The organism is Bacillus sp. THAF10, assembly GCF_009363695.1.
Taxonomy (GTDB): Bacteria; Bacillota; Bacilli; order Bacillales; family Bacillaceae_I; genus Sutcliffiella_A.
Genome location: NZ_CP045403.1, coordinates 786,492 through 798,851 on the forward strand (window position 1 = coordinate 786,492; position 12,360 = coordinate 798,851).

The following is a 12,360-nucleotide window of genomic DNA, read 5'->3' on the forward strand; positions in this document are numbered from 1 at the left end:
ATGATTTCGGTTCAGCAATTAGGAAAAGCATTTCAACAACATTATATTTTCCAGTCGGTTGATTTTACGGTCGAAAAAGGGGAGATTATCAGTATTGTTGGCCCCTCTGGTACAGGGAAATCTACTCTATTGAAGTGCTTGGCAGGTTTAGAGGATATCACAGAAGGTGGCTTGATTATTGAGGGCAAAGACGTCACAAAGGTTCCTGCAAATAAACGGCCGGTGGTGATGATGTTTCAGCAATCGCTCTTATTTCCCCATTTGACGGTTCTAGAAAATGTGATGTATGGCTTGAAATTTCAGATGAAAAGCAAGCAGGAAAGGCAAAAGAAGGCACAGGCGTTTTTAGAAAAAGTCAATATGGCGCCATTTGCAAATGCTATGCCTCATGAACTATCAGGTGGTCAACAACAGCGCGTAGCCCTTGTCCGTGCATTGTTAACACAACCAAGTCTTTTACTGTTAGATGAACCGTTTAGTAGCCTTGATAATGAGCTCCGACAAGAAACAAGGGATTGGGTAAAATGGCTGCTTAAAGAGCAAAACTCAACTGCCATTTTTGTCACACACGATATCGAAGAAGCCATGATTTTAGGTGATCGTGTAGCTGTTTTTGGGGAGAACAAGCTCCAACAGATTGGGGCTCCAATGGATGTTTATCACCAACCAAATAGCAGGTTTGTCGCAAAGTTCTATTGTGATGGACTCATGCTTGACGATACTTCATTTGTACATACGACCAGATTGCAATTGTTAGCTGCGGAGTCAGAAGAAATTTTCTTCCTTTCTTTTGACGGAAGCATTAGGAACACTAGGCTAAAGCATGGCAAGCTCTTTTATGATGTATCCTTACCTGCTTTAAAACAAAAAATCACCCTGCAAAGTGACAGGGTGTATCAAGCGGATGAAAAAATAAAAATTGGCATAGCATCTCAGCAGGATATTGTGCAGCTCACCTGAATTTGTCCATAAACGCCCTATCAATTCTGTTTTTTATCCTCCAGGGAATGGTCCCGTGGATGTGGACAGAATCATATAGGAGCAATGCTTCCTTGTTTCCAGTTGATAGTATGGAGAGAAAACGCTTTTGCGGTTGAAACGGTTTAAGGCTTTTTCCTGCTACAACCTGTTGGAGGTTTTTCCATAAAACAGGACCTTGGCGAACGGCGAAGACACCGTTCTTTGGAAGGTTCGGATGAGCGGAAAGTGTCACACAATCTCCAGCACCAAAAATCGATGGATCACTTTCGCTTTGCAGATGATTGTTTACTAGCAAAAATCCATCCTCTGAACAACGTAGGCCGCTCTCTTTAAACATGGAAGCAGAAGAAGGTCCAGTTAGCAGCAAAACCCCTGAGTGTGTAAGTGTTCTTTTGTCGGTTTGAAGCTTAGTTTCAGAAACATGTTCCACGTTTTCACCTGTATACACTTTTAACCCTTTCTTCCTGCAAAGAGTTGTAAGTTTGTTTGAAAGTTCTTCAGACAACAATCCTGTAGAGCTCACTAGGGTGACGGTGCCTTCTTGTTGCAGTCGTTTCTTTCTTGCAAGAATGGACAAGCTTAACTCGACACCGGCAGAACCGCCTCCAATAATGACAGGAGAATGGGTGTCGCGCAGCTGTTGAATGGTTTCTGTATAAGTGTAATTTGGTTTTACCGTATACGCACTATCCTCTGTTGGAAAAGGTACGTGAGTGCTAGATCCAATGTTGAATGAGACTAAGTCATACGATAATGTTCGCCCACTTTTACAGAGTAATTTTTTCTGCTCAGGCTGAATTGCGACAACGGAGTCTTCTAAGTATGCCGTATTGTTTTTTTCACAAAATGCTTTCAGGTCAATGCGGATGTCGCTTTTATCATAAATCCCTTCAGCATAGCCGGAAAACATCCCGGAGTAATATTGATAACGATTGGCTGAAACTAATAAAACCTGACTCTCAGGAAGGGCGTTTTTTCCCTGTTGTTTAATACATTGCAGATGAGCATGGCCTCCGCCAATTAGTAGAACAGTAGTGATAGTAAACACCTCGTTTTTAAAAAAGGATGATTTGTATGTCAAAAAAAAATCTAATAAGACTGATCATAATCGGAGCATTCATTATTTTCATGATTGTGCTAAACGATAGATATCTACAAATAAAACCAATAACAGCAAGAGAATGGATTCTGTCATTTGGCGTTTGGGCACCCATCGTCTATATGGCATTCTATACAATAAGGCCGTTACTGTTTATTCCTGCTTCCATTCTGTCTTTAGCGGCAGGCCTTGCATTTGGTCCGTTGTGGGGAACTGTATATACCATCATTGGTGCCACCTCAGGAGCAGTCCTGTCTTTCATTGTAGCGAGGAAGTTAGGAGCATCTCTAGTAAAGAATAAACCAAAAGGGCCAAAGATAGTAGCAATTCAAAATCAGCTAGAAAAAAATGGTTTTCTATATGTCTTACTACTTCGGTTAATTCCACTTTTAAACTTTGATCTTATCAGTTATTTAGCTGGTGTGTCGAAGGTTAGGCTATCAGCGTTTGTGCTAGCTACCTTTATTGGCATCATCCCAGGGACATTTGCCTATAACTTTTTAGGCTCTAGTATTGTTGGGAATAATATGATTGTCGTTGTTGGTGCCATTCTATTATTTATTCTCATTTCTATTATTCCAATCTTCGTAAGTCCTAAGCTTCGAGAAAAGCTGGGCATGAAAGCTAAGGAGGAAAAATAAATGCTTGATACACATGCCAGGAAATTTGTGCAGCCGAGCATAGATAAAACGGCAGGAGCATTGTTGAAAATAGGACTAACCGCTAATCAGGTAACCGTCATTTCCTTTTTCATCGGCGTAAGCTCTGGGGTGTTTTTCTACTTTGGTTTTCCCATCATTGCCGTTAGTGTATTGTGGATCTCCGGCTACCTAGATGCAGTAGACGGAACGATGGCACGTAAGACAAAGCCTTCTTCTTTTGGCACCGTAATGGATGTGACCTTTGACAGGCTGGTGGAAATAAGCGTCATTTTAGGTGTTGCCTTTGCCATTCCAAATGTTCAATGGGCTCTGCTACTCTTGAGTGTTTCGATTATCTTTTCAATGACCGTTTTTCTAACAGTTGGTGCCGTTTCTGAGCAAAAGGGAATCAAGTCCTTTTATTATCAAGCAGGACTTGCAGAACGGACAGAAGGCTTTATTTTTCTTACGCTAATGATGCTACTACCCGCATATGTTTTGTGGGTTACCCTCTTATTTTTCTTCGTTGAGACCTTTACTGGATGTCAGCGCTTGCTAGAGGCAAAGAAAATTCTAGAAAAGGAGGAGGTATAAATGAAGAGCTTTGATGTAATCGTGATTGGCGGTGGTGCAGGGGGCTTGACCGTTGCAGCAGGAGCGGCCTCCCTTGGCGCAAAGGTTGCGTTGATTGAAAAAAACGATTCGCTTGGTGGCGATTGTTTACATTATGGCTGCGTGCCTTCAAAAGCGTTAATAGAGGTAGCGAATCAGGTCTATGAAGCAAGAAGACTTGAAGCCTTGGGAGTAAATGTGTCGGGAAATCCCGATATTAAAGCAGTAATGGGGAGAGTCAGAAAAGCGATTGATACCATCCAGCATCACGATAGCACCGAACGCTTTCAAAAGCTAGGTATAGAAGTGATATTTGGTTCACCAACGTTCGCCTCTCCTCATGAAGTAAAGGTGAATTCCCACACTATTTACGGCAAGAAAATTGTCATATCCACAGGCTCTAGTCCCTTTGTTCCGGAAGTTGAGGGGCTGAAGGAAGCTGGTTTTTTAACGAACGAAAGTATTTTTAAACTGGACAAGCTACCGGAAAAACTTGTCGTAGTCGGTGCAGGAGCTATCGGCCTTGAACTTGGCCAAGCAATGTCAAGACTCGGCAGTGAGGTCACCCTCATCGACCGTTCCGATAAGCTTCTCCCTAACGAGGATAAAGAGGTGTCTGATACATTCCTGACGATGCTGGAAAAAGAGGTGACACTTCTTCAAAACAGCTCGTTAAAAAAAGTAGAAGGTGTTTCCGGCCGAAAAAAGATCACCGTTGAACAAGACGGTCATCAAAAGATAATAGAGGCGGATGCTATACTTGTCGCTGTTGGTCGTGTTCCGAATACATCTACTCTTCAATTAGATAAGGCAGGTGTCAAAACGGATTCTAGGGGACATATTATCGTGAATGAGCAACTTCAATCGTCTCAATCTCACATTTACGCCGTAGGAGATGTGAACGGTACGCTGCCATTTACTCATGTAGCTGGAATGGAAGGAAAGCAGGTAGTTCAGAATGCAATCTTAGGACTTCGTAGGAAAATTAGCTACGGTAATGTTCCATGGATTATCTACACCTCTCCCGAAATTTTTCATTTAGGATTCACGGAGGAAGAAGCGAAACAAAAAAGTGATGAGATGAAGATTTTCAAGGTATCTCTCGCTGACGTTGATCGTTTTGTTACTGACAATCAAACGGAGGGCTTTGTGAAAATCATCACCGATAAGAAAGGGTATATCCTTGGCGCACATGCTATTGGTAGACATGCTGGTGATTGGATGCAGGAGGTTGTTTTTGCTAAAAGCTTTAAGAAAAAAATTGGCAGTATCTCTAACGTCATCCACCCATACCCTAATCATAGTGCTGCTGTACAGCAAACTGCTGACAGTTATTGGCGCAAAACACTGTTTGAAGGTCGGTTACAAAAAGTTATCCAGAAATATGTGCGGTGGAGATTTAGATAACGGTTTCATGCTATGATTGACTTGTATAATTGTTATTAAAGGGGGAATCTCTACATGTCTACCAGCACAAAGGAACTCACTCTAGAACAACGCGAAGAGCTTATAGCTTCGTTGAAGGAACGGTTTGAAGAGAACATGCTACGTCATGAAGGCCAGGAATGGGCGAAAGTGCAAGCCAAGCTTGAAGCAAATCCTGAAAAGCTCTGGACTCTACATAAAATGGAGGACACAGAAGGAGAACCTGATGTTATCGGCTATGATGATGCGAACGATGCATTCATTTTTTGTGATTGTTCCAAGGAAAGTCCAAAAGGTCGCAGAAGCTATTGCTACGACCGAAAAGCGCTAGATTCTAGAAAAAAACATAAACCAGAGAACAGCGTTATAGATGTGGCAAATGACATGGGAGTCGATCCTTTAACAGAAGAGCAATATCGTGAGCTACAGAAGCTTGGAGAATTTGATTTGAAAACCTCAAGCTGGGTAAAAACACCTGATAACATCAGAAAGCTTGGCGGCGCACTATTTTGCGACCGTCGCTATGACCAAGTGTTTGTCTACCACAATGGAGCGGATTCTTACTACGCAGCAAGAGGTTTTCGTGGGATATTGAAAGTGTAAAATGAGGATATTACGAAGGAGCTTATTAATAAATAATCTCCTTTTTTTAATGGCTGTTTTGAGTAGAAGCATAATTGGAAAGCTTAAAAAGACAGTTAGAAAAACATTACTGCCATACTCAGCCTTTGTTTTTATACACTTTTAAGAGCTCCTCCACACTAATACCATCTATTTTCAAACCCGTAAGATTACAATCTGTTATCTCTACACCAGTAAGGTTGCAGTTTTGCAAGCTCACTCCACTCATATCCACGTGTTTGACGCGTGTACCCGATAAGTTTAAATCAGCAATAAGGGATTGGGAGAAATTAATGTTTTGAAACGTAGATTTGCTCAAATTTACATTATTGAATTGAGAACCAGCAAGGGTGCTATTAGCAAAGGCGGTATTTGACAGGTTCGCATTATAAAATATTTTTCCTTCCAGATTACAGCTATCATATGGATTGTTTGTTTCAGTAAGTTTTTTCAAATAACAGACCTCATCCTCGGTCTCAAAGGTACGACGGTATCCCATTTTTTCATAAAAATGAAGATTGCCCTTTTGTCTAGGGGATGTCTCAAGCTCCCATGTCGTGATCGTTGAAAACGTATCCTCAATAAGTGTCATAACCTTGGAACCTATTCCGTTACCTTGAAATGCAGGATCCACATAAATGCGATCAATCCGACCATACTCCCTACCGGTTAAAGTAAGGATGACCCCACCAACAAGCTGCCCTTTATACAATATTTTAAAATAGGTCAATTCTTCAATCATATACGCATTTGTTGCAATGGAATCATAGCCAGGTGGTTGAATATTGAAATCTTTAACCGTGCTGTTTTCTCCTAGCCATTGCTTAGCCTCTTCATCAAAAGTTTTCTTCATAATCTCTGTTAGGCTTTCTGCATCCTCTATTTGTGCTTTTATAAGTATAATGTCGTTCATTTTGTGTTCCCCCATAAATTCAAACTACCAGTTTATCCTACCATATAAATCCAAAATGGAACCTCCTTTTCTTGGAATCGGTTACAAAATTCTTTAACCTTCTAATTAGAACAAGTATAATAAACAGTGTGAAAAAAAGACGTAGAGAACTTTTCAACAGGGGATAGGAGAGGAATTTAGCGATGAACAATTTATATAAAAGCATGTATGACTTGATTGTGGAGACCTCCACAAAGCTACCAAAGGATGTTCGCAGTGCGATTGCAAAGGCAAAGCTAAGTGAAAGTGCTGGGACGCGTGCAGCAATGTCACTTGCAACCATCACTAACAATATCACCATGGCGGACGAAAATGTGTCCCCAATCTGTCAGGATACAGGACTGCCTACATTTAAAATTAAAACTCCCGTTGGTGTAAACCAGCTAGAAATTAAAAAAGTAATCAAAGAAGCCATCGTACAAGCTACAAAAGACGGAAAGCTACGTCCGAACTCAGTTGATTCCTTAACTGGTGCAAACAGTGGGGACAACCTTGGAGAAGGTGTACCCGTTATCAAATTTGAGCAATGGGAAAAAGACTACATCGATGCACGTTTGATTCTAAAGGGTGGCGGCTGTGAGAACAAAAACATTCAGTACAGCCTGCCTTGTGAGCTTGAAGGACTTGGACGTGCGGGTCGTGATTTAGATGGTATCCGAAAATGTGTGATGCATTCGGTTTATCAAGCCCAAGGACAAGGCTGTAGTGCCGGTGTCATTGGTGTTGGAATCGGTGGCGACCGCACATCCGGATACGAGCTTGCAAAAGAGCAGCTATTCCGCAGCCTTGAAGATGAAAATACAGTGCCTGAGCTGAAGGAACTTGAGGAATACGTGATGGAAAATGCCAACAAGCTAGGCATCGGAACCATGGGCTTTGGCGGCGAAACAACCTTATTAGGCTGTAAGGTCGGGCTTGCCCACCGCATTCCAGCAAGTTTCTTCGTATCTGTTGCCTATAATTGCTGGGCGTATCGCCGCTTAGGAGTCAAGATTAATCCTGAAAATGGTGAAATCAATGAGTGGTTGTACCAAGAAGGGGAAATGATTGACTTCTCAAAGGAATTGGCCGAGCAGGAGGAAGTAGCAGCAACGTCTGAAGCTGCTGAAATCGTTTTAGAAGCGCCAATTACAGAAGAAAAGATCCGTTCATTGAAGGTTGGCGACGTGGTTCGTATCAATGGCAGAATGTACACTGGTCGTGACGCTATCCATAAGCACCTTAGTGAACATGACGCACCAGTTGATTTAGACGGACAAATCATCTACCACTGTGGTCCCGTTATGCTAAAGGATGAAGAGGGTAACTGGCACGTGAAAGCGGCTGGTCCAACGACAAGTATCCGTGAGGAGCCATACCAAGGAGATATCATGAAAAAATTCGGTATCCGCGCGGTCATGGGGAAAGGCGGAATGGGAGCGAAAACGTTGAAAGCACTTGAAGAGCATGGTGGCGTTTACTTGAACGCAATCGGCGGTGCGGCGCAGTACTATGCGGACTGTATCAAGGGTGTCGACGGAGTGGACTTAATGGAATTTGGTATCCCAGAGGCAATGTGGCATCTGAGTGTAGAAGGGTTTACAGCGGTCGTCACCATGGATTCCCACGGCAACAGCCTGCATGCGGATGTGGAAAAGTCCTCACTTGAGAAGCTTGCACAGTTTAAGGATCGCGTGTTTAAGTAAGAGAATGTAATGAAAACAGGAGGAAAGCGATGGCTTTTCTTCTGTTTTTTTGTTTTTTTGGGAGGTGTGGCTGCAGATGTTGAAGCGAATTCCTCCCAACGGAAAGGGAAATTTATTTGGTCGTAAAACCGGCAGAATCCCGCCCAACGGAAGCGGAAAGTCTGGGTTGGTAAAAAAACGGTATAATACCGCCCAACCCAAACCAAAATTCCCATCTCCAACCCTCAAACCCCAGCCTTCTCCCGCCTCATCGCAACCATACTAAACACCAACCCAGGAAATCCACCCATAAAACCGCCCCAAGCTCCATACATAAAGAAACGCCAATCCCCGGTTGCCAATGTTGCAATTAAAAAGCCAATAGGAATCCCAATCAATACAGTCAATGAAACATACAGTGCTAATTTGCTATTATTTTTCACAAATATCACGCTCCTCATCCACCATTTTCAACACGAACCCAGAAATTTCCTCCTTTTAAACTGGAAAACAATACACCGTATCATAACATCGTTCAAGTCGAAACATAAATATGGATAAGTAATCATGGAAAGGAGGAGGCAAGAACATGAAAAAAACATTTCATATCATACTCATAACTGTTTTAGCACTATTTCTAATTCCGCAGCTCAGCCAAGCGGATAACTATTCAACCACCACCCTGCATTGGGGTTTCAAGAAAAGTCGCAATCACGAACCTCCTGATGCTGGTGAATCCTATAAAAAATTACTCAAAAAGCACAATGCATTTTATCTTGGTGATACCAATAAAAAAGAAATTTATCTAACCTTTGATAATGGCTATGAAAATGGCTACACAGAACATGTTCTTGATGTATTAAAAAAGAAAAAAATACCCGCAGCTTTTTTCGTAACGGGCTACTACCTGAAGGATCAACCACAGCTCATTAAGCGAATGGTCAACGAGGGTCACATCGTTGGAAACCATAGCTGGCATCACCCAGACATGACAAAGGTTAATGATGTCCGCTTCAAAAAAGAGCTCGATATGATCAAGGAAGAATACAAAAACATCACTGGCCTAGATAACATGATTTATTTAAGGCCACCGCGCGGAACTTTTAGTGACCGCACGCTTGCCCTTGCCAACCAAATGGGCTATCAGCATGTTTTTTGGTCGCTCGCTTATGTGGACTGGTACACCGATCAGCAAAAAGGCTGGCGCTATTCCTATGACAACATCATGGCCCAAATTCATCCTGGAGCAATTCTGCTCCTTCATACTGTTTCTAAAGATAATGCTGAGGCAATGGAAAAAGTCATTGAAGACCTGCAAAAACAAGGCTACGAATTCAAAAGTCTTGATAATATTACTGCACAACATACTATCCCCAATCCAATTTTGCTTATACAATAAAGCTCTTTTCTAAAAGCTCTTTTCTAAAAGATTGTTGCTAAAACCTAAGAAAAAGTCGGCTTTATGACTTTTTCCAATCTTCGAGCTAAGAAAAATTGACACGTGTTTCAATTTCCTCCACGAAAAGAGCACGACAGCAACGTTGAGTACGCTTGTCTTATCTATTCGCAGTAGCAACAAAGTTTACGAAAACAGCCTACAATAAAAACTTCTTTGCACTGCAAAGGAGTTTTTTTACATACACCATAAAAGCCGTTATAATTGGAACAGAATAAAAAGGACGGTGGATAAAATGGGGATAATGAACATGAAGGGGCCATATGATTTTGATCGTGTACTGGACCGCTTATCAATCGACCCACTGATGGTGGTGGATAAAAAAGAACGCTCTGTCAAGGTTCCAATGTACAAAGAAAACGCACCAATCGTCGTGAAAGTGAAAGCAATTGGAACAAAGCAGGAGCCAGCTTTTGACCTAACAAGCACAGCCGATTTGACTGAAAACGAAAAGAACCATATAAAAACCATTTTTCAATGGGACAAGCCACTTCAGGATATTAGCGATCATTTTGCGAACACAGAGCTTGCGACCATATTTGAGGAACATGAGGGCACACCACTTGTTCTTGATTTCGACCTCTACCACTGCCTAATGAAATGCATCATCCACCAGCAGGTCAACTTGAAGTTTGCGCACACTCTGACACAACGATTTGTCCATACATTTGGTTTTGAAAAAGAAGGGGTTTGGTTTTACCCGAAGCCAGAAGATGTGGCAACTCTCGACTATGAACAAATTACGGATCTTAAAATGAGCCGTCGTAAAGCAGAATACATTATTGATACATCAAAGCTAATTGCTACAGGAAAGCTACCATTATATAGCCTAGAGGAAAAAACAGACGATGAAATTCTAAAAGAACTCATAAAAATAAGAGGAATTGGACCTTGGACCGTGCAAAATCTGTTATTATTCGGGCTGGGCCGTCCAAATCTTTTTCCAATTGCAGATATTGGCATTCAAAATGCCCTAAAAAAACTAAAAGGACTCGACCAAAAGCCAACTGCCATGCAAATGCAGGAATGGGCCAAAGACTGGGAGCCATACTTGAGCTATGCCTCTCTTTATCTCTGGAGAAGCATCGAACCGCAACCTGAGGAGTTAGTAAAATGAAATCAACGAAGAAGCCATTTAAGCAACAAAATACTGTCACCATGAAAAAGGGCCAAACCTTCCCCTTAACGATAAAAAGACTCGGAATCAACGGAGAAGGAGTGGGCTATTTTAAAAAGCAAGTGGTGTTTGTGCCAGGCGCTTTGCCGGAAGAAGTCGTAGTAGCGGAGGTAACGGATGTAAAACCGAAATTCGCCGAAGCGAAAATTAAAAAGTTTCGTGAAAAATCCCCCCATCGAACGACCCCGCCTTGTCCGATTTATGAGCAATGCGGAGGCTGCCAGCTACAACACTTAAAATATGAACAGCAACTTGTCCTTAAAAAAGATATTGTGGTGCAATCCTTGGAGCGCCACACGAAGCTCGCTGTGGATAAACTGAACATTCGTCCAACGATCGGTATGGACAACCCTTGGAATTACCGAAACAAAAGTCAGTTTCAAGTGGGCAAACAAAAAGAGAAAGTCATCGCTGGTTTATACGGTGCGAACTCACACAAGCTCATTGATATCAATGATTGCATGGTGCAGCACCAAGCTACTACCGAAGTGACGAATACCGTCAAACAAATCCTGCAGGACTTCAATATCCCAATTTATAACGAGAAAAGTGGAAACGGAGTAGTTCGGACGATTATGACGCGTGTAGGCTTTTCAACAGGTGAAATTCAGGTCGTGCTGATCACGTCCCAAGCAAAACTGCCACGCAAGGACTTAATTGTGGAAGAAATCCAAAAACGCCTGCCAAAGGTGAAGAGTATTCTTCAAAACATCAACGGTAAAAAGACCTCGTTAATTTTTGGAGATGAAACCATTCACCTCAGTGGCGAAAAAGTCATTCAGGAAACCCTTGGCGACATTTCCTTTGAGCTAAGCGCACGTGCATTCTTCCAGCTCAACCCGGTACAAACCGTGAAGCTGTATGACCTCGTAAAAGAAGCAGCGGCACTGACAGGTAAAGAAAAAGTCGTGGATGCCTACTGCGGAGTGGGAACCATTGGGCTATGGCTTGCAGAAAAAGCTGGAGAAGTACGGGGCATGGACACCATCCCTGAATCCATCGAAGATGCAAAGAAAAACGCTGCCGATCACGGCTACACCAACATGACCTATGTCACTGGCAAAGCTGAAAAATGGCTACCGCGCTGGGTAAAAGAAGGCTGGCGACCAGATACCATCGTTGTCGATCCACCGCGTACAGGGTTGGATGAGACATTTATGAAAACCGTGTTGGATGTGCAACCGAAAAGATTAGTGTATGTTTCCTGTAATCCATCTACACTGGCGAAGGATATCCAGTTTATGAGTAAAAAATATAAAGTAGAGTGGCTACAGCCAGTGGATATGTTTCCGCAGACTGCGCATGTTGAAGTAGTATGCCAGTTAATTTTAAAAGAAGAAGCAGGTCCCCGATAACCCGGGAAAACCTGCTTCTTTTTAATTGTTGGAGGGCACTTAGGTAATGTATGACCGGAGTGCCATTATTTTTATATAGACTCGGTTAATCGGTCGATGTAAAATTTAATAGGTTTATTCTTCAAATGTTTGAATTTGATGGCTGTTTGAGTTATTGACCATTTGAAAAGCGATATGCTAAAATTTTATATGAAATTGATTATTATTATCAATAAGTGTGAGAATTTTTGGTGCATCAATGAGATGATGCTATTTTACATTTCAAGTGTAGCATCTTCAAGATATAGTGGCTGGACATTATAATAGTTTGTCAGATAGATAGAAACTGTTTGAGCTAACAAGATTTTCACACAGATTTGAATGATGGAAAGGATGTA

12 protein-coding genes are annotated in these 12,360 nt (G+C 42.0%); 9 read left to right on the top strand and 3 right to left on the bottom strand.

Features of this window, described 5'->3' with window-relative positions; genetic code table 11:
* Positions 1–960: an ABC transporter ATP-binding protein gene (locus tag FIU87_RS04210; protein ID WP_152443435.1), complete on the top strand. Its 960-nt coding sequence runs from the start codon at positions 1–3 to the stop codon at positions 958–960.
* Here the strand turns inward: FIU87_RS04210 and FIU87_RS04215 are convergent.
* A complete protein-coding gene (locus tag FIU87_RS04215) occupies positions 953–2,062 on the bottom strand; it encodes an FAD-dependent oxidoreductase (RefSeq protein ID WP_152443436.1) in 1,110 nt (369 codons plus the stop codon). The two genes, FIU87_RS04210 and FIU87_RS04215, sit on opposite strands and share 8 nt — an antisense overlap.
* Here FIU87_RS04215 and FIU87_RS04220 point away from each other — a divergent pair.
* The 4 genes from FIU87_RS04220 to FIU87_RS04235 are packed head-to-tail and all read left to right on the top strand — an operon-like array spanning position 2,056 to position 5,361.
* Complete coding sequence (locus FIU87_RS04220) at positions 2,056–2,721, top strand: TVP38/TMEM64 family protein (protein WP_152443437.1); 666 nt, start codon at positions 2,056–2,058, stop codon at positions 2,719–2,721. The two genes, FIU87_RS04215 and FIU87_RS04220, sit on opposite strands and share 7 nt — an antisense overlap.
* Positions 2,722–3,315: a CDP-alcohol phosphatidyltransferase family protein gene (locus FIU87_RS04225; protein WP_152443438.1), complete on the top strand. Its 594-nt coding sequence runs from the start codon at positions 2,722–2,724 to the stop codon at positions 3,313–3,315.
* On the top strand, positions 3,316–4,740 hold the full coding sequence (locus tag FIU87_RS04230) for a dihydrolipoyl dehydrogenase family protein (RefSeq protein WP_152443439.1): 1,425 nt from the start codon (positions 3,316–3,318) through the stop codon (positions 4,738–4,740).
* Between the two features lie 54 nt (positions 4,741–4,794).
* Positions 4,795–5,361, top strand: coding sequence for a DUF4256 domain-containing protein (locus FIU87_RS04235; protein ID WP_152443440.1), 567 nt, complete (start codon positions 4,795–4,797; stop codon positions 5,359–5,361).
* Between the two features lie 118 nt (positions 5,362–5,479).
* Here the strand turns inward: FIU87_RS04235 and FIU87_RS04240 are convergent, their stop codons facing one another.
* Positions 5,480–6,292 (bottom strand): GNAT family N-acetyltransferase, encoded by an 813-nt coding sequence (locus FIU87_RS04240; RefSeq protein ID WP_152443441.1) that lies wholly within the window; start codon positions 6,290–6,292, stop codon positions 5,480–5,482.
* Positions 6,293–6,474: 182 nt separating this feature from the next.
* Here FIU87_RS04240 and FIU87_RS04245 point away from each other — a divergent pair, with 182 nt between their 5' ends.
* Entirely contained in the window at positions 6,475–8,016 is a 1,542-nt protein-coding gene (locus FIU87_RS04245) for a fumarate hydratase (RefSeq protein WP_152443442.1), read from the top strand.
* Positions 8,017–8,240: 224 nt separating this feature from the next.
* On the opposite strand, the gene FIU87_RS04250 is transcribed toward FIU87_RS04245, so the two are convergent.
* Positions 8,241–8,438: a hypothetical protein gene (locus FIU87_RS04250; protein WP_152443443.1), complete on the bottom strand. Its 198-nt coding sequence runs from the start codon at positions 8,436–8,438 to the stop codon at positions 8,241–8,243.
* A gap of 146 nt (positions 8,439–8,584) precedes the next feature.
* Between FIU87_RS04250 and pdaA the strand changes: the two genes are divergently transcribed.
* The 3 genes from pdaA (at position 8,585) to rlmD (ending at position 11,983) form a co-directional block, all read left to right on the top strand.
* Complete coding sequence (pdaA, locus tag FIU87_RS04255) at positions 8,585–9,394, top strand: delta-lactam-biosynthetic de-N-acetylase (RefSeq protein ID WP_152443444.1); 810 nt, start codon at positions 8,585–8,587, stop codon at positions 9,392–9,394.
* Between the two features lie 292 nt (positions 9,395–9,686).
* The gene (locus FIU87_RS04260; protein WP_152443445.1) at positions 9,687–10,568 is read left to right on the top strand and encodes a DNA-3-methyladenine glycosylase family protein; all 882 of its coding nucleotides are present in this window, start codon (positions 9,687–9,689) and stop codon (positions 10,566–10,568) included.
* Positions 10,565–11,983, top strand: coding sequence for a 23S rRNA (uracil(1939)-C(5))-methyltransferase RlmD (gene rlmD / locus FIU87_RS04265; RefSeq protein ID WP_172970945.1), 1,419 nt, complete (start codon positions 10,565–10,567; stop codon positions 11,981–11,983). The genes FIU87_RS04260 and rlmD overlap by 4 nt, the downstream gene beginning before the upstream one ends.
* Positions 11,984–12,360: the final 377 nt, after the last annotated feature.

Excerpts from the sequence above, each read along its gene's own strand:
- rlmD (WP_172970945.1), top strand. The coding sequence starts at position 10,565 with ATGAAATCAACGAAGAAGCCATTTAAGCAACAAAATACTGTCACCATG.
- FIU87_RS04220 (WP_152443437.1), top strand. The coding sequence starts at position 2,056 with ATGTCAAAAAAAAATCTAATAAGACTGATCATAATCGGAGCATTCATT.
- pdaA (WP_152443444.1), top strand. The coding sequence starts at position 8,585 with ATGAAAAAAACATTTCATATCATACTCATAACTGTTTTAGCACTATTT.
- FIU87_RS04225 (WP_152443438.1), top strand. The coding sequence starts at position 2,722 with ATGCTTGATACACATGCCAGGAAATTTGTGCAGCCGAGCATAGATAAA.
- FIU87_RS04235 (WP_152443440.1), top strand. The coding sequence starts at position 4,795 with ATGTCTACCAGCACAAAGGAACTCACTCTAGAACAACGCGAAGAGCTT.
- FIU87_RS04240 (WP_152443441.1), bottom strand. The coding sequence starts at position 6,292 with ATGAACGACATTATACTTATAAAAGCACAAATAGAGGATGCAGAAAGC.
- FIU87_RS04230 (WP_152443439.1), top strand. The coding sequence starts at position 3,316 with ATGAAGAGCTTTGATGTAATCGTGATTGGCGGTGGTGCAGGGGGCTTG.
- FIU87_RS04210 (WP_152443435.1), top strand. The coding sequence starts at position 1 with ATGATTTCGGTTCAGCAATTAGGAAAAGCATTTCAACAACATTATATT.
- FIU87_RS04260 (WP_152443445.1), top strand. The coding sequence starts at position 9,687 with ATGGGGATAATGAACATGAAGGGGCCATATGATTTTGATCGTGTACTG.
- FIU87_RS04245 (WP_152443442.1), top strand. The coding sequence starts at position 6,475 with ATGAACAATTTATATAAAAGCATGTATGACTTGATTGTGGAGACCTCC.